At 56.7% G+C, this 17794-nt stretch carries 17 protein-coding genes; 13 read left to right on the plus strand and 4 right to left on the minus strand.

Annotation, left to right across the window (positions count from 1 at the left end):
• Positions 1-406 precede the first annotated feature (406 nt).
• The 3 genes from CA54_RS21840 to mobA are packed head-to-tail and all read right to left on the minus strand — an operon-like array spanning position 407 to position 4271.
• On the minus strand, positions 407-2368 hold the full coding sequence (locus CA54_RS21840; RefSeq protein ID WP_146373087.1) for a molybdopterin biosynthesis protein: 1962 nt from the start codon (positions 2366-2368) through the stop codon (positions 407-409).
• Positions 2369-2388: 20 nt separating this feature from the next.
• Positions 2389-3642: a molybdopterin molybdotransferase MoeA gene (locus CA54_RS21845; RefSeq protein WP_197532704.1), complete on the minus strand. Its 1254-nt coding sequence runs from the start codon at positions 3640-3642 to the stop codon at positions 2389-2391.
• Positions 3639-4271: a molybdenum cofactor guanylyltransferase gene (gene mobA, locus CA54_RS21850; protein WP_197532705.1), complete on the minus strand. Its 633-nt coding sequence runs from the start codon at positions 4269-4271 to the stop codon at positions 3639-3641. The genes CA54_RS21845 and mobA overlap by 4 nt, the downstream gene beginning before the upstream one ends.
• A gap of 205 nt (positions 4272-4476) precedes the next feature.
• On the opposite strand from mobA, the gene CA54_RS21855 reads away from it, so the two are divergent.
• The 13 genes from CA54_RS21855 to CA54_RS21915 all read left to right on the plus strand — a co-directional run bounded on the left by CA54_RS21855 (position 4477) and on the right by CA54_RS21915 (position 15249).
• Positions 4477-4812, plus strand: coding sequence for a YkgJ family cysteine cluster protein (locus CA54_RS21855; protein WP_231963158.1), 336 nt, complete (start codon positions 4477-4479; stop codon positions 4810-4812).
• A gap of 564 nt (positions 4813-5376) precedes the next feature.
• Complete coding sequence (locus CA54_RS21860) at positions 5377-5838, plus strand: HU family DNA-binding protein (protein WP_146373089.1); 462 nt, start codon at positions 5377-5379, stop codon at positions 5836-5838.
• Positions 5839-6129: 291 nt separating this feature from the next.
• Positions 6130-6348 carry a hypothetical protein gene (locus CA54_RS21865; RefSeq protein WP_145376125.1) on the plus strand — a complete coding sequence of 73 codons (219 nt, stop codon included), beginning with the start codon at positions 6130-6132 and terminating at the stop codon, positions 6346-6348.
• A gap of 322 nt (positions 6349-6670) precedes the next feature.
• Positions 6671-7588, plus strand: coding sequence for a dihydroorotate dehydrogenase (locus CA54_RS21870; RefSeq protein ID WP_146373090.1), 918 nt, complete (start codon positions 6671-6673; stop codon positions 7586-7588).
• A gap of 95 nt (positions 7589-7683) precedes the next feature.
• Positions 7684-8658 carry a tryptophan--tRNA ligase gene (gene trpS / locus CA54_RS21875; protein ID WP_146373091.1) on the plus strand — a complete coding sequence of 325 codons (975 nt, stop codon included), beginning with the start codon at positions 7684-7686 and terminating at the stop codon, positions 8656-8658.
• A gap of 43 nt (positions 8659-8701) precedes the next feature.
• Positions 8702-9538: a hypothetical protein gene (locus CA54_RS21880; RefSeq protein ID WP_146373092.1), complete on the plus strand. Its 837-nt coding sequence runs from the start codon at positions 8702-8704 to the stop codon at positions 9536-9538.
• A gap of 196 nt (positions 9539-9734) precedes the next feature.
• Complete coding sequence (acpS, locus tag CA54_RS21885) at positions 9735-10118, plus strand: holo-ACP synthase (RefSeq protein ID WP_146373093.1); 384 nt, start codon at positions 9735-9737, stop codon at positions 10116-10118.
• 71 nt (positions 10119-10189) lie between these two features.
• Positions 10190-11071 carry a methylisocitrate lyase gene (gene prpB / locus CA54_RS21890; protein ID WP_146373094.1) on the plus strand — a complete coding sequence of 294 codons (882 nt, stop codon included), beginning with the start codon at positions 10190-10192 and terminating at the stop codon, positions 11069-11071.
• Between the two features lie 187 nt (positions 11072-11258).
• The gene (gene metX, locus CA54_RS21895; protein WP_146373095.1) at positions 11259-12434 is read left to right on the plus strand and encodes a homoserine O-acetyltransferase MetX; all 1176 of its coding nucleotides are present in this window, start codon (positions 11259-11261) and stop codon (positions 12432-12434) included.
• Positions 12435-12475: 41 nt separating this feature from the next.
• Positions 12476-13144, plus strand: a complete 669-nt coding sequence (metW, locus tag CA54_RS21900) for a methionine biosynthesis protein MetW (RefSeq protein ID WP_231963159.1) — start codon at positions 12476-12478, stop codon at positions 13142-13144.
• A 156-nt stretch (positions 13145-13300) separates the two neighbouring features.
• Positions 13301-13951 (plus strand): MotA/TolQ/ExbB proton channel family protein, encoded by a 651-nt coding sequence (locus tag CA54_RS21905; RefSeq protein WP_146373096.1) that lies wholly within the window; start codon positions 13301-13303, stop codon positions 13949-13951.
• Positions 13948-14742 (plus strand): hypothetical protein, encoded by a 795-nt coding sequence (locus CA54_RS21910; RefSeq protein WP_146373097.1) that lies wholly within the window; start codon positions 13948-13950, stop codon positions 14740-14742. The genes CA54_RS21905 and CA54_RS21910 overlap by 4 nt, the downstream gene beginning before the upstream one ends.
• A 39-nt stretch (positions 14743-14781) precedes the next feature.
• Complete coding sequence (locus tag CA54_RS21915; RefSeq protein ID WP_146373098.1) at positions 14782-15249, plus strand: hypothetical protein; 468 nt, start codon at positions 14782-14784, stop codon at positions 15247-15249.
• A 219-nt stretch (positions 15250-15468) separates the two neighbouring features.
• Here CA54_RS21915 and CA54_RS21920 read toward each other — a convergent pair whose 3' ends face one another.
• Complete coding sequence (locus CA54_RS21920) at positions 15469-17784, minus strand: TolC family protein (protein ID WP_146373099.1); 2316 nt, start codon at positions 17782-17784, stop codon at positions 15469-15471.
• Positions 17785-17794 lie beyond the last annotated feature (10 nt).

Raw genomic sequence — 17794 nt, forward strand, 5'->3', positions numbered from 1 at the left:
ATACACGCGGCACAACATCAACAAACCCCCCTCTCCCCCTGGGAGAGGGCTGGGGTGAGGGTTTTCGCCCAACAGAGGACACCCCATGTCTCACCCAAAGAGCTAAACGCCTTCTGAGTCGTTCCACAAATGGTAAAAAAAACTCACGCAAAGCCGCCAAGTTCGTAAAGAGATCTGCATAGCTCCATGAATTCACAGCCGCCCCTCGTAAGCCCACACGGTCGGTTGAAAACAATTGGTTTGAAGTCTCCCCAAACATGAACCATCCATCACGAACACCTGTTCGTCCCAGCCAAAACCTCTGCGGCTTGGCGGCTTTGCGTGAGGTTTTCTTTTTCAATGCTGTTGTGTGATGTATTGTCCGTCTGTTGTCCTACGTAAAAAGGTGCGACGCGTCCGACATTTGTCACAGCTGAAATCCCAGGGCCCGTAGTTCGTCGCGGACTTCCGCTTCTTGGAGCAGATTACGAAACGCGCGAACGGCGGCGGACTGCGCACGGTCCTCTGGCACGGCGAAATCGTAATGTTCCTCCTGCAGCGGAATGAACGCCAGATCGTACAGACTGGCCACCGTCTCGATCGCCACGCCCCAGTCGGCCGATTCACGGGCGACAGCGGCGGCGACGGCGTTGTGGGACTTCGCTTGAATGCCATACCCGGCCGGCGGCGCCTCGGCATCCGGGTGCACCTTGGCCAGCAGTTGGTCGATCAAAATCCGCGTCCCGCTACCGGTGTTTCGATTGACCATCGCACACGCAGCATCCGCACAGGCAGCGGCAACGGCTTGTTCCGCCGTTTTGTTTTCAAACCGCGCATCGCCCCGGCGATAAACAATCCCCTGCAAGCGGCGGTAGCCTTCGATCAACGTCAGTCCCGGTTTCAAAAACGGACGGTTATACGCACCGGTCGCGGCATCCATCAGATGAATGCCGGCTATATCACATTCCCCGCGGGCCGCTGCCGTCAGTCCCCCCAGGCTGCCGACGTTGAGCACCTTGACCGCAAACCCGCGTTCTTCCATCCGCGACAACAAAAAATCCAAGCCGACACAATGGCTGCCAATGGCGACGAAATCCGCCGGCCGCAATTCGCGGGAAAGAAGTTTCACTTCAACGCGCGTGTCGGCATCCAGGATTTCCGTTTGCGAATCAATCGTGAGAAACCCATCCGCCCCGCTGAACGTCGTGACCGACCCCGAGCCTTTGCCCATTGGATACGCCGCCAAATCGTCGCCGCGGCGCACTAAACTGACAAGCAGATATTCCGTACGGCCCCGTTCAGAGTTCACCCGCAGTGGCAACGTAGCGGTCACCGTCGCCGCTTGGGCATCTTTGCGGGCCGCCAGCGCGCGAATCACGGGGGCGACGAATTCGTGAAACGTGAAAATCGCCGACGTGGGAAATCCCGGCAAAATCACAATCGGTTTGCCGACGGTGACAGCGAGACAGATCGGCTTGCCCGGCTTCAAAGCCACGCCGTGCGCGACAATGCCGGGGTCTGAAAGTTCGCTGACCACGCGGTACGAGAGATCCCCTGCCCCTTTCGACGTTCCACCCGAGAGCACGACAATATCGCAATCAAGCCCCTGTTGGACAGCCGCCCGCAATTTCGTTTCATCGTCGGCAATCACCCCCAGCGGAACCGGTTCGCCGCCCAATTCTTCCACAGCGGCCGACACGATCGCAGCGTTGGAATCGTAAACCGCGCCGGGCGTACTCGGTGCGCCGGGAGGAATGATTTCGCTACCGGTCGAGATCACTGCCACGCGCGGTTTGCGAAACACCTCGACACGGTCCCGCCCAATTGCCGCCAAGACACCGATCTCCCGCGAGGTGAGCAATGCCCCGCGCCGCAAAACCGTTTCTCCCTTGGCAATGTCCGTACCGGCAAACGTAATATGTCCGCCCGCCGCAACAGCGCGGTTGATTTCCAACCTGCGATCCGCAGCATCAGCAACGACATCGGTATGTTCAATCATCACAATCGCATCCGCACCGCGCGGCACAACGGCGCCGGTGGCAATAGGCGTCGCCGTCCCCGGCTGGACCACGATCCCCGCTTGCACGCCGGGCGTGATGACTTCGTCGTTGAGTGAAACGGACCGCGGTGCATCTTCGCTGGCACCGAATGTATCAGCCGCCTGGACCGCGAAACCATCGACGTTCGCCCGATCAAATCCCGGCACATCAACCGTTGCCCGGATCTCATCCGACAAGACACGATTGAGCGATCCGCTGAGTGTCACGGTTTCCGTACCCAACGGTTGCAGCGTCAAATGGGCATGAAATCGCGCACGGGCTTCGTCCCGATCAATCACATCCAAAAACTGCTGCTGCCGTGCGGCCTCATCAAGATTGTGCAAAGACATGTAATCCGCCAAAGGGAAGCTTACGAGATCGAATCATACTGATAATACGTCACCTCACCACCCGGCGCGACGCCTTCACTCGACTCGGGAACAATGACAAAGCCATCCGCCCGCGTGGTGGAGGACAAGATCGAAGCGCCGCCGACAGCCAATGGTTCGACGCGACCATCGACAATGGCCACGCGGACATAATCCATACGGCCGACAGCCGAAACAATTTTACGTCCCACCGGTACGCTTCGACGAGCATACGGCCAGTCGGCACTGCGTCCGCCCAACAACCGGATTGCTCGGCCGGCGAAAAAGTCATACGCACAGAGGCACGAGACCGGATTGCCAGGTAATAAAAACACCAACCGCTTGCCGATTGTTCCCATGCCGGCCGGACTGGAGGGTCGCATGGCAATGCCGTGAATCGCCAATTCGCCTTCGGCCGCTAAAACCATCGGAGCATGATCCTCCGCACCGACACTCGACCCGCCGGTCACCAACACCACATCGGCGCCCGGGGCGATCAGCGCTTCTCGAATCGCCTCTCGCGAATCGGCAAGCGCGGAACAGGATTCCAGCTCGCCGCCATCTCGGGCAATCAGTCCGCCGAGTAGGTGCGAATTAGCATCGAAGATCTGATGCGGCTTACGTTCACTCCCCGGTTGTACGATCTCGTTTCCGGTCGCCAGAATTCTTACCCGCGGTTGTCGAATTATCGGCACAGTCGCGCAGCCCACCGACGCCAATAAACCGACATCCTGCGGACGCAAGCGGCGGCCGGCGGCGGCAATTGTTGTGCCCTGTTTGACATCTTCACCACGGGGAGCGACATGCTTCTGCGGAGCGACGGCGGTGCTGATCTCGACACGATTGTCGTTCTCGCTGGCATACTCCGCTGGCAACACAGCATCGGCGCCGTCGGGAATGGGGGCTCCGGTCATGATCCGCACCGCTTGTCCGGCTTGCACACCGCCCGCGAACGCATGTCCCGGCAACGATTCTCCCACGATGTCAAAGGCAAGCCGGTTATAATCCCCCGCCCCGGTCGTCTCCGCGCCCCGCAATGCATAACCGTCCATCGCCGCACGGTAAAATTCGGGGACGTCGATGGTCGAGACAACATCGGCCGCCAACACCCGACCATGCGCTTCAGCTATCTCCACCTCTTCGCCGGAGAGCGGAATGCACTGTTGATCGATCCACTCCCGGACCTGCGCAACGAGTGCCCGCGCGGAAAAACCGCGCATGCGGACATCGAGATGGGAGGAAGAACCGCCGGTCATTGTTGTTCCATGGCAAAGCCCGCTGCTGCAAGGGCAGCTTGATAGTCTTCAGGGGTATTCGTATTCCTCAGCGAGTCCAACGCGGGGTCCGTGCAGCGCAGGTCCTCGACGTCTATCTCACAAACGTCCGACGATTCCAACAAAAAAAAGGGCCGCAACCGGTGTTCAGCAATCAAGGCACGGACTTTCACCTCGACGCTGCGGCGATAAACGGCCGCTAAGGGGTGATGATATTTTCCGTCGCGGGGAATCGCGATGTCATGGTATTTCAAACGCCCAATGATTTCGACGACGAATTCCGGTTTGAGCAACGGAGCATCACAGGCGGCAGCATAGGCCGCCTCGATCGATGCGGGCAACGCACGCAAACCGGCAGCCAATCCCCCCAACGGACCGAGCGCCGGCTGTTCATCGCGGGCAATGATCACCTCCGCAGGCAATTCAGGAAGCTCCTGCCCCTGAGCCGCAACAACGACAACCGGCGAGACAACCGTCGACAGCACGCGCACGACACGTTGTAACAACACCTCCGGCCCAAAGGGCAACCACGCCTTGGATTGCCCCATTCGGCGGCTTTCGCCCCCACAGAGAACGATTCCAGCAACATTTTCGGTCGTTTCAGCTTCCACGCGTTCTCTTTTCACTTTCGGCAACGACAGCTGGCGGTTACCCTGACACGGGCGGTCACTCCGCCTGCGCTCATTTCAGCAGTCTATCCCGTATTCTTTCAAATAGCATTATGGCCGGTCGGTGATGTCGAAGAAACCCTGGTACAGCGATGGTTTACGATTCGAGTGCACAGGCTGCGGCAATTGCTGCACAGGAGCCCCGGGGGTGGTTTGGGTTTCCGACGAGGAGTTGCACCAAATCGCCGAATTCCTCGACGAGCCGGTCGGTGGGGTTAAGATCGAACACACAAAGCTCTTCGCAGGTCGCCGCACGCTCAAAGATTTTGCCAACGGAGACTGCACGTTTTTCGATCCGGAAAAACGGGGCTGCACAATCTATCCGGTCCGTCCCATCCAATGTCGCACCTGGCCCTTCTGGGAATCGAATCTCGAAAGCGAAGCGGAGTGGGAAGATTTGAAGCGAGAATGTCCCGGCGCTGGGCAAGGGAATTTCTTCAGCCTAGAGCAGATCGAAGCGGAAGCGGCGAAGATTCAGATCTGAATCCACCGGTCGCGCACAGCCGATATCTTTTTAAATCAAGAGGTTGTGTCACGCTACTGCAACGACGATCGAGCCAATGTCGGGCTCAGCCGGCAGGAAAAATGGCGAACTTCTGCCAATTTTATCGGTTTTGTTGATTATGCGTCCACCCCCTGACCGATGATCAAGACAAGGGTGCGTCAATCCTCTCTCAGCGATCCTGGGAGTTTGGTTGACGAACCGTGAAATACGAAGCGAATGACAGGCAACGCGGACCAGAAGAATCACCGTAACCAACTACTGAATAACGAGTTAATCACAACACGCTATTCACGAACGTCGTCGCCAGCAGAACCAAACGGCACAACAACTTTCGGTGCAGTGTTTTCAGTCACAACGTTGTTTCACGTCAAATACAAATACAACTTTTGGGTAAAATTAGCAGCAGATACGGGCCGAAGCGTACGGTCCACAGAGAATCCACTTGACACTAAGTCCGTTTTGGCATTACAGTTGAGACATATTCCTTTGGCTCAATGTGAGGCCGGGACCGTCCGGCGGGCACTCTTTCGGGAGACTTCAGTCGTGACCAAAAAAGAAATCGTCAAAGCCATTTCCGAGGAAATTGGGCTGACACAACTGAAGACGAAAGAGATCGTCCAGAAGACCTTCGATGCCATCGTAGAAACCCTAGTCCGCGACGGGCGGATTGAGTTGCGAAACTTTGGTGTTTTCGAGGTCAAGAAACGGGCTGCGCGTAAAGCACGCAATCCGCGGACCGGCGATAAAGTCTTTGTGCCAGAGAAGTTCGTTGTCACGTTCAAACCGGGCAAGGAAATGGAAGAGAAGGTCCTGCAGTTGGAAGTCGAAGCCGCGCAATCGGCTTTGGCGCAACAACATGGGACACAAGCGGCGGGCGGAGAAACACCTCCCAGTACGAATGCGTCGAATACCGAGTCGGGCAACACAAATTCCCTGCCGGGCCAAACGGCCTATCCCAATTCGGTCGCCTCGGTCAGTTCGCACGATTCGCACAACCCGGGCTAGCAAGCCTACTTACAAACATTCAATTCACAATTACACTTTGGCGGTGAGACGAAAATCCCCCCAGTGATTCACAAAACTGGTTTCATCTCAATTACGCCCGCCAACCGCGTCCCTAATTTGACCCAAAACACGAAGACACTTTCATTGGAACACCCACTGGGCCGTTCCGGCAAATGATCGTAACGAGTCGACTAGTGCGGGAATTATCTCCCGTGTTAGCGAAATGGATTTCAGCCGTGATGCTCCATCTGTAGCAAGCACGGAGGTTTTGTGTCATTCAGGAGGTTTGACATGCGGAAGGCAATTCTTGGTGCGGCTGTGGCCGTACTCTTTGTGGTCAGTGTGGGTTGCGTCACCCCGATTTATTCGTCAAGCCCCGACCGTCGGGCCCGCGAGTTGATCTATACGTCGGAAAACTTGCGTCACATTCCGAACACCTGGGAACGTTTTTGGTTTCTGGACATGCCCGACCACACGACACCCTACCGTACGCACGGTGGTGTGCTCTAAGACACGCAGTAGCAAAACGCCCTGCACACTTGCTGTGTGGGCACAACACGGGGCCCCCATTGAATTCACGGGGCCACACAACCGGGCAGAACCGTTCTGGGATTGCCTGATTGTCCGCGGACAACCATGGATCCAACCGGCATTTCGCGCCACCTGCGCGAAGTGCCGGTTTTTTGTGCGCAGACCGAAATCCTCGTGCCACAGCCATCATTGCCGACCCATTCGTTGGTAGCTACGATGAGCAGACATCCGGCAACGTGGGGTGCCATCTCACTTCGCCCCTGCCCTCAAATAAGCCTGTACCAAAATCATCGAAACTCTCGTGCCTCAACTCAGCGTCCAACTCAACCGCCTTAAATTGGCAAATCCGATTCTCGTGGCTTCCGGCACCTTTGGATATGCCCGCGAAATGGCCGCTTTTGTCGATTTCAAACAATTGGGCGGCATCATTCCCAAAACGCTCACAGCTGCGCCGCGAATCGGCAATCCCCCCCCACGGACGGTCGAAGCCTCATCCGGGCTGCTCAACTCCATCGGCCTGGATAATGATGGGATCGACGCCTTTCTCGCCAAGACGTTGGATTATCTTCTCGGCTTAGAGACCGCCATCATCGTGAACATTGCGGGGCGGAATACCGAAGAATTCGTGCAGATGGCTGCCAAGGTTGGGCAGCACAAGCAGGTTGCCGGCTTGGAGTTGAACATCTCCTGCCCCAACGTCAGCGGCGGCGTCGATTTTGGCACCGATCCCCGACTGGCAGCTGAGGTCGTCTCGCAGGTTCGCAATGCGTGTGACTTGCCGGTCATCGCCAAATTGACTCCCAACGTGACGAGCGTCGTGGAAATCGCTCAGGCTGCCGCCGAGGCGGGTGCCGACGCGGTTTCGTTGGTGAACACCTTTCAAGGCATGGCAATCGATTGGCGGCGTCGCAAACCGATTCTGGGAAATGTCATCGGCGGCCTGAGCGGCCCGGCGATTAAGCCGCTGGCGCTGCGGATCATCTGGCAGGTGGCACAAGCCGTCAATGTTCCCATCATCGGCATCGGTGGAATTCAATCGATCGACGACGTCATGGAATTCCTGATCGCCGGAGCATCGGCGGTTCAAATTGGCACGGCAAATTTCTACAATCCAGGACTAGCGCAGCAATTGGTCACCGAATTGACCGAAATTTTGACCGAGCAAAACTGTCAATCTCTCGGCGACATCGTCGGCACATTGCAGATTCCCGCACGTTAAATAGACCGGCACCTAACCATTCTCTCCCCGCCACCGGCAATGCTGGTCGCCGGATTCAAGCATTCACCACCGCACACGATATCGAGACGTAATTCATGCGAGTTCTTTCTGGAATTCAACCGACCGGCCGATTTCATTGGGGCAACTATTTCGGCGCCATCTCCCAATACATCGCCCTGCAAAACAACGATCAAGCGTTCTACTTCATCGCCGACCTGCATGCGCTGACCACGATTCGCGATGCTGAGTTGTTACAGGAGCATACGCACGATGCAGCGGTGGACCTGCTGGCCTTGGGCCTCGATCCCCAACAGGCGACGCTGTTCCTGCAATCGGACGTGCCTGAAGTCACAGAACTGACGTGGTTGCTGATGACGGTCACGCAAATGAGCCTGCTGGAAAAATGCCACGCCTATAAAGACAAAAAGGCGAAGGGTCTGTCAGCCGACGCAGGCCTGTTCACCTATCCGGTCCTGATGGCCGCCGACATTTTGCTGTACGATAGCGATGTGGTCCCCGTCGGAGCCGATCAAGTTCAGCATATCGAAGTCACGCGCGACATCGCGCAGCGATTCAATGTGACCTACGAGACTGAAGCATTGACGCTGCCCACCGGACACACACTCGACGCCACCGCCAAGGTCCCCGGCACGGATGGCGAAAAGATGTCGAAGAGTTACGGCAACACGATCGAGGTCTTCGAAGCGCCCAAGAAAATGCGCAAAAAAGTCATGTCGATCAAAACCGATTCGAAGACGGTTGAAGAACCTAAAGATCCTGAAACGTGTCCGGTGTTCGCTTTGTACCAGCTCTTTGCCGAGGAAGCCCAACAAACCGAACTGGCCGGGCGGTATCGCGCCGGGGGAATGGGTTACGGTGATGCAAAAAAAGCAGTGTACGAAGCAGCCTTGGCCTACTTTGCCGACGCGCGTGAGCGCCGCGAGGAATTGGAGAAAGACCCCGACACGGTCCGCGATATTCTGCGCGACGGCGCAACCGTGGCGCGGGCCAAGGGACAAGAGGTGCTGGAACGTGTGCGATCTGCTTGTGGGCTCAGCGCGCAAAAATGATTGACCCGCCAGCGACTCCTTGACCTGACAAGGGAGATGGACCATGGACAAGCCTCGCGAGTCGGCGACAACAATCGCCGGACGTTTGACGACGTGGCTGATGTTGTGCGTCGTCGCACTGTCGGTGTTGATGGTCGCCGCCGCTTACATACCGTCGCGACTAAAATTACTCGGGCTGTATAGCATCGTCCTAGGCCTAGCCGCCGGTTGGGTGATCGGCCAGATCGCCCGCCAATGCCGTATGCACTATCGTCGCCTATTGCCGCCAGCCGCGCTGCTCATGACCATCATCGCCCTCTCAGGCCAGATCGGCGAAAGCTACCGCTTATGGCGCAATTCAGAACGCGACAGGCTGGATGAGCAATCTCAGGCGGCCTTGATTTTCGACAACCCCGCCTTCGGTGAAACCCCGCCTCCCCCCGATGCATTCGACGACTACCTGACCCTCCGCTTTTCGCCGCTCGCGAAATCTTCTTGGTCCCTATTGCAGTCAGCAGCCAAATGGCCGCGGTTGTTGCTGGGGTTGGAAGTCTTATTGGGCGGCCTAGCCGGCGCATTAGTAGCAGCACGTTTGGTCAACGCACCATTTTGCGTGACGTGCGAATCGTGGCATGAACCGCAACGGTCGGTCGTGCTGGGATCAACAGTGGGAAACCGTTGTTTGCCTTTGCTCACCGACGAAGAGCAGCCGGCGATTCCCGAAGGGGGCCGACTCCATTTGGAATACACCTCCTGTCGCTGCAGCACAGCCATTCCAGTGATTCGCTGCACCCGCGAACAACCAGGAGAAGCAACCCGCGTCGTAACCACCGTCCAGCCCGATCGAGAAACGTTGGCGCAACTGACCACCCTATTGGACGGCAACGACAACGCACAGTAAGCTAAAAGCTGGGACGACCAGCGCCCCGGTCGGGTGCGTCGCAACACACCTTTCTAAGTTGTACGAACGATTCCCAATAAAAAAAACGGCTCAGCTGGAGCTTCGCCCTCACGGGCTACGCGATGCCCGTTGAGAGACCGATCTTGCACTGAAATACAATTGAGGCGCGTCATGCACTGCATGACCTACACAAGCTATGAACATCTTGGGCATTGGAACGGACATTACGGAGATCGTGCGGATTGGGCGCATGATCGAGCGGCACGGTGAGGTGTTTTTGAATCGCGTTTATACCGAAAACGAAATTCAATATTGCCAGCGCCGCAAAGAATACCTGCAGCACTATGCCGCGCGGTGGGCGGCTAAAGAAGCTGTGATGAAAACACTCGGCACCGGTTGGGTCCGCGGTATGAGTTGGCGGGACATCGAAGTCAGCAACCATAAGTCCGGTCGACCGGACATTCTCATGAGTGGCGGCGCGAAAGAAGTCGCCGACAGCCTCGGCGTGACGCAAGTGATGGTGACGCTCTCCCACTGCCGAGCCTATGCCACAGCCACGGCAATAGCCGTGCAAGGTTAACGTGCGAAGGTAGACAGTCCCACCATTTTCCCTCCTAACAGAATACAACAGACTGCGGAGCAATGGACGCCATGACAACAACTCCCGGCGCGCGATTTCGACAGGCCTATGAAAACAGTCCGATCATGATTCCCGGCGTGTTCAATGCGCTGGTCGCGCGGATGGCGCAGCAGGCAGGTTTTGCAGCGGCTTACCAATCCGGTGCTGCCCTGTCGGCGGGATTGGCGGCGGTGCCGGATGTCGGTTTGATTTCGCTGACAGAGTTCGTCGATCAAGGCCGTTACTTAGCGCAGGCGGTCGACATACCGGTGATTTCCGACGCCGATACCGGGTTCGGCGAAGCACTCTCCGTGGAGCGGACCGTGCACTGCTTTGAGTCGGCAGGGATTGCCGGAATTCATCTGGAAGACCAACAACTCCCCAAACGCTGCGGACACCTAAGTGGCAAAACGTTGGTGAGCGAGCTAGAGATGGCAGGTAAAATTAAAGCAGCCGCAACGGCCCGCAATGATCCGTCGTTCGTGCTGATTGCCCGGACCGATGCCCGGGCTACCGAAGGATTTGATGCGGCAGTCTCCCGCGCACGCGCCTATGTCGAAGCGGGGGCCGATATGATTTTCCCCGAAGCACTGCAAACGCCGGAAGAATTTGCCCAATTTGCCGAAGCGGTCGAAGTCCCTTTAATGGCCAATATGACGGAGTATGGCAAGAGTCCACTGTTGTCGTTCACAGAATTATCACAAATCGGGTATCGGGCGGTGCTATTTCCCGTCTCGATGTTCCGTATTGCCATGAATGCGGTCGAATCGGGACTGCGGGAATTGGCTGCGGAGGGTACGCAACAGGGACTGTTGGACCGGATGCAAACGCGGTCAAAGCTTTATGAACTTTTGGAGTACGAGGGTTACGATCAACGGGATCGCTCTTACTTCGGCGGTTCGGCGACGGAATAACGAAAAAACCAGAACGTTGATTTCCCGCACCGCTTGAATTCCCCGCCAACTCGGCGAAAATGATACCACGCGAATCGGCGAGCGGTTCGCAAGACGAAACGCAACGGGAGGGCGAGGCTCCCGGATTCCAATTTTACTTCTTTGAGACCCTGATATTGAACTGGTCGTGGCTGTGACGAATGCGGCGATGAGCACTGAAGATTCTCCACACAAAGACGCCGATGAGCGGTCGGTCGGTCTGGTCTCGACGCAGTATGTCGACCTGTTTGCCCCCCCGCAAAGCCTGAAGGTGGCCGAAGGGAACCTTCTGGGGCCGGTCCATGTCGCCTATGAGACCTATGGCACACTGTCGGAAAAACGGGACAACGCGATCTTTGTCTGCCATGCTTTGACCGGCGATGCCCACGTGGCGGGACGGCATTCGGCCAAGGATGAGAAAACCGGTTGGTGGGATGAATTGATTGGACCTGGCAAGGGCCTGGATACCAACAAGTATTTTGTGATCTGCGCGAATGTACTGGGTGGCTGCCAAGGGACGACCGGGCCGCTCTCCCCTAAACCGGGCACGGAGACCCCTTATGCTTTGGAGTTTCCGTTTGTCACGATTGGCGACATGGTCGAGGTGCACGCCGCCCTGGTCCGGCATTTGGGCATCGAGCGGTTGCTGGGAGCAATCGGCGGCAGTCTGGGCGGGATGCAAGCCTTGGAATGGGCCGCGCGTTTTCCCGACATGTTACGCACGGCGGTCATATTAGCATCCGGTCCGCGACTCTCGGCACAAGGCATCGCCTTCAATGCAGTCGGGCGACGGGCGATTGTGACGGATCCGCATTTCTACAAAGGCAACTATTACAATCAGGACGATGATCCACATTTTGGACTCGCACTGGCGCGGATGGTGGCGCATATCACGTACTTGTCCGAAGCTTCCATCGAAAAGAAATTCGGCCGCCGCCTGCAACACAGCGACCAGTTCGCCTATGAATTGATGCGCGAAACAGAATTCCAAATCGAAAGCTACCTGCATCACCAGGGAAAACGCTTTGTCGAGCGGTTCGACGCCAACAGCTATTTGTACCTGACACGGGCGATGGACTACTTTGATTTGGCCAAAGCCTACGGCTCATTGCCCGAAGCTTTTTCCGCCACACAGTCACGGTTTTTAGTAACAAGCTACACGACCGATTGGTTGTTCCCGATCGCGCAAAGCCGCGAAATCGTCAGCGCCTTGATTCAGGCGCGGCGGCATGTGACAGCCGTGGAACTCGAAAGCCCCTACGGTCACGATTCATTCTTATTAGAAGTCGACCAACTGGAAGAGATGCTCAAACCATTTTTGGCCGAAGCGTATGCCGCCAATTGACGCGACATATTCACCTCGATTTTTCTGCAGATACCCCCACGATGTCCACAAGTCGAACTAAAGAAAAACGCCGCTACAAGATGCCGAATCCGTCGGCCGCGCTGACGGACCGTGTGATCATGGAGCACATCGACGAGGGGAGTCGAGTGTTGGACTTGGGGTGCGGGGATGGACTATTGCTCTCCGAATTGCGGCGGATCAAAAGTGCTGAGATTTTGGGCGTAGAAATGAGCCGCCGGGCGATGATCCAATGCATGACCGCCGGCGTGCCGGTCATCCAGGCCGACTTGGATCTCGGGTTGGAGGCCTTTCCCAGCCAATCATTCGACTTCGCCGTGCTCAGCCAAACCTTGCAACAGGTGCGGCATCCGCATGTGATTTTGGAAGAAATGTTGCGTGTCGCCAACCGGGCTTTGGTGGTGGTGCCTAACTATGGGCATTGGCGTGTCCGTTGGAATCAATTGCTGTGGGGCCGCGCGCCGGTCTCCTCCTCGGAACGGTATCAGTGGTACAACACGCCAAATTTGCATTTGATGTCGATGCCCGATTTTCGCGATCTGGTGGACGTGGTAGAGGCGCGGATCGTCAAGGAGTTGGCCATTATCCGCGGCCGCGCCGTCGAACAGGCCTGGGCAGCTAATGTCCGTGCGGACAGTGCTGTGTACATTCTGGAACGTAAGTCGGCCGACGCGCATGCCCCAATGCCCTAACCCGCCGTTGTCAGGTCCCCTTGTCCGTACACGCCGGAAATGCCAGAATGACCTGGACCGTTGGTGCGGAATTATTGTACAGACGCTTTCAGCGGTGCGCCGGAACGTCCGGCGCCGTCTTGCCCTTTGCGGATCATCAACACAATCTGAGCATTCATGAACCCATTGACGGCTGCCCTCGGTAATCTCTCCGCCCTGTCGACGTTCATCATCGCAGTTGCCTGCGCGGTGCACGTTGTGTTTTTCATATTGTTGTGGATCTGGTTTCGCCGCGACCTCAAAAAAATTGCCGCCTCCCTAGATGAATTCACACGAGGCCTCAAACACCGCAGTCTCTTCGACGGCACCAGCCATCTTTCCGATCAGATTGAAGCCTTTCTGGCGGATGTCGATGAGGTGTTGCAGGACCCCAATGGCGATGCGGACCGGCGGATGTTGATTTCGCGGATCAACGTCCTGGATGAACGCCGACGGTATTTACAATCGATGGCGTTTGAAACCTCCTACAACATCTGCCGCACAATGATTGAAGCCTATGCGTTGGCGGGCGTGTTGGGCACGATTCTCGCCATCGGTGCCGCCCTGCAAACCGGTGGGGATGCCAACACCGTGGGCGCAATCGTCAGCCGCTTCGGCGACGCGATTTGGTCGACCTTCGCCGGACTCTCAGCCGGAATCTTGCTGATGTTCTTAAACAGTGTCCTGGAAACGCGGTTCGAACGTCTGGCGGAAAATCGTGAACATGTGCGGGACACCATCGTCCGCGCCAAACGCGAACTCTCGCTCGTGCCGGAGGAGCCGGCATGAAGTTGTCTCGACGCAAACTCTCGTTTCAATTGACACCGCTGTTGGATCTGCTGTTGATCGTGATCTTTGCGCAATACATGGAAGTCCAAGAGACGGCCGAGACGCAGGCGGTCGAAGTTGCTCAGAAAATGAATGCGGCGCAAGACACAGCGGAGTTGGCCCGTTTGCAGCTATTGGCCAAACTAGAGGTTGCTGAGCAGGAGCGGAACCAATTGCAAATTGAGCGCAATCGGTTGCGCTCGACCATGCAAGAACGCGAAACAGAAATCAGCGATGAGTTGCGACAATCGCGTGAGGAGATCCAAGAACTGGGGGAAATCCTCTCGCGGCTATTTCGCTTGCCGCAGGAAACCATCGAACGCGTCTTGGCAGCCCGGTCCGAAGCGGAACGCGACGAACTGCGCCGCGAAATCGAAACCATGGCCGGCAACCGCGCCGCAGAGATGGTCAAACACCTGCGGACCTGGCGGGAATTGCTCAAACGTTGTGACGTGTGGGACATCCATATCGGCGACGACAACTTGACGACCATGACCGCTGCCGGAAAAACGTTTAAGTTTCGCGCCGAGACCCCCGAGCGCTTTAACGCCGAGATCTATGCTCGTTACAAAGCATTGCCGCAGCCAAAGAACTTGGTCATCTTACTCGTCTCATGGTCCGACGCGCAGTTCTCCGTGCGTCAGGCAGCCATCACGGGTGTCGCCGAGGTCACGCAAAAGATGTACGATGACAGTGATCGTCGCACTCGTTTTGAATACGCCATCTTAGGGTTTTCGCCACCACTGCAATAACGCCTTCATTTTTAAAAGTTGGATTGAGGCCGGAGTCCGATGACGATTACCAAAAAAGTCACCCGCGGCGTAAAGATCAGTAGCGGACTGGTCGTGTTGGGAGTCGTTGCCGGAACGTTCCTCGGCAATTGGCTCCCGAAATTTGATGGCGGCGATGGCGTGATTCCCGTGCAAGGATCCAAGCCGGACCTCAACGAGAAAGAACCTTCCCCCTCCGACGATGAGCCAAAAACCACCCATGCGGGTACGCGCAGCGACCTGCAGATTACGATCAAAGACCGTGGATATTGGATTGCTGCCGAGACGGATGGCACGCTTCGAGAAATCACCTTAGAGCAAGCCGTGGAATTGGCAACCGCAACCACGGGTGACGAAAATGGGATTCGTGTTCGCGTAATCCGCGCCCCAACAGCTCGTGCTCGTGCAGAAGAAAACCTGGAACAAGCATTGCTCGATGCCAAGATCCCACGGGATTCCATCGTCGGCTTAGGCCCCACGCTCCCATAGCACGTCTCTGCCAACAAATAAAAATAGCCACCATTGTTGCAGAGTGCGTCGCGACGCATCTATCGAGGTCGGACGCTTGGTACCCACCATCGGAAAAAGTCCTCACGCTAAAACACCAAGAGCGTGAGAACCTTCCCTAGCTTGAAAACCCTCACCCCGGCCCTCTCCCAGCGGGAGAGGGTGTTCTTGTGGTGGGGGGCGTTTATTTGCGCCTCTAACTCAATACCCACTGTCGATCACGGGCGCGTCGGAGAAGTTGACCTTCTCATATCCCGCGGTCTCCTGGTCGCTTTGCGTGTCGAATAAGGCTTTAGCTTGCTCTTCTTCGTAATCAGCGTCCCAGTTGATGCTGGCGTCGTTGTCGTAATTTCCCTCAGCCGGTGGCAGGGCCGGGACAGGTTCGCCATAGTCGATCGAGCCTTCTCCCTCCAGTTCCCCATCCAGCGGAGGGGCGGGAGGGGGTGGGACGATACCGTTCGGATCGGTCAGCGGAAGTTCCATCGACTCACCCCCGTTGGCCGGGCCGGGCATGTTGACCGCTTCAGAGGTGAATTCCACTGGTCCCATCACACGGCCGTCGTTGACGAATGGAGCCGGTTCGGTGTGCATCAGATCCGACTCAAAGGCGTAGCTGCGAGCCCAGGCACGACGCAGGGCTTCTTCATAAGCTTCAGGACTCCAGGCCCCTTCAGCCAAGTGAATGTTGTTGTATTCCAACAAGGTTCCTTTGCGGAATTGAATGTTGGTGATCGACTTGGTGTATTCGATGATGGAGCTGAAATATTCAATTTGGGCGCGGGCCAAACGCGTTTGGGCTTGAAGTAACAAGTCCAACGTCTTCGTACCGACCTTGTACTCCGCTTCGAAGGCTTGCAACTGCAAATGAGCAGCGCGGCCTTGGTTAAAGCGGGTTTGAGCCGTTTGGTAGTTGAGATTCAACGCTTGGAAGCCGTTGGCCAATTCGTGGCTAATATCAACTTCCTGAGTCGCCAACAATTCGCGGGCCTGGGCCAATCGCAACTCAATGTTGCGGACTTGTGCCAAGGTACGCCGTAAACCAAGCGGCATCGAGAATTGGAAGCCGAGTTGCCAACCGGTTTGGCTACCTTGTGTCAAACGTTCGTAGGCACTGTTGAGTCCCTGCGTCGTTCCCACACTGTCATTGTCATTGTTACCGAAGAGGTTGTCGCCAAACATATTCACCTGGTAGGCGGAGACAAAGTCCAGCCGTGGATTCGCCAGGTTTTCCGCTGCAATCAACTGCAGATCGAGACTCTTGATATTCCATTTTTGGCGTCGCAATTCCGTCCGGCGGGTGAGTGCCTCAGCCAAAGCCACGTACCAGTCGGGAATGAATTCGGCGGTAATCGGCACATCGGAGGGGCGAATAATCCGACCATCATTGACCGGCAGTCCCAACATCCGCCGCAGTTCGAGCTCCATGGAGTAAATGTTGTTCAGTTCCACTTCGGCACGGGCTTTGGCGTCGAAGTATTGTTCGCGCGCTTGAGCTTCGTCAGCGGCACTTCCCCCCCGTGCTCCCACTTCAAATTTCGATTTGACTTCCCGCCAAGTTCGCAGGGCACTATTCCGGGCAACGACTTCAGCGTCGTAGCGGCGATAGGCCAGATACAGGTTCCAATAAATATCCTCAACATCTTTGATCATATTGCGGACTTGGATTTCGAAGTCGGCAATCGTGATGTCATTGTTAATCCGGGCGATGACCACACCTTGGCTCACACCGCCGATCCCTGTAATGTTTTCTGAAGCCGGACCAGCGATCCGCGTGAACTCCGTTCCAGAACCGGCCCACATTGGCAAGCGATAGCCAAGTTGCACGTTGCCGGTATACACCGACGGGAACAAGTTCCCGGGAGAGTTGTTGTAGTTGTAGTTCACAAGGTGGCTCAACGACAGTTGTCCACCGTTGGCTTGAACCTTTGTCAACTCGGCTTGCATCTGAGCGGTGTCAGACTGCAAAGTCGCCCCGTCGGGAATACCGCCGGCGAGGAACAGGTTGTTTTGAATTTGCTCGTCACGGCCCCAGACCATGCTCGTGGTAAACTGGGTGTCAAACTCGGACAGGGCCGATTCCACACCGCGACCGCCGAAGAGCACACCCGTTTCTTGAATAGCCGGATCATAGACGGACGCCACCGCTTGCGGAGAGCTCACGATAGTGCTGGTCGATGTACCGCCTGCCGAGCCAGCCGCAATAGCGCCGGTTGCCGTGCGATTGGATGTTCGCACAATTTTGTTGTGCAACAGCGCCAAGTGAACGGCCTCTGCCAACGGCATATCCCACGCCTCGTCGTGGTTCCGGTCCCGTACATTGCGGGGCGGATTGGCAAACGTCGCGGATTCCGGTGCGACTTCGCACGAATCAGGATAGGCAATCCGTTCAGCGTCGGCACGATAATCTGTCAACTGGGCGTCGCCCAGGTAGGACAACGTGGGGTTGCTCGCACAGCCGGTGAACAGGCAGCTGATCAACAACAGGCTGACAAATTGCCGGAATGATCGCTTTCGCATGGTGCGTCCT

This window comes from Symmachiella macrocystis (assembly GCF_007860075.1).
GTDB lineage: Bacteria > Planctomycetota > Planctomycetia > Planctomycetales > Planctomycetaceae > Symmachiella > Symmachiella macrocystis.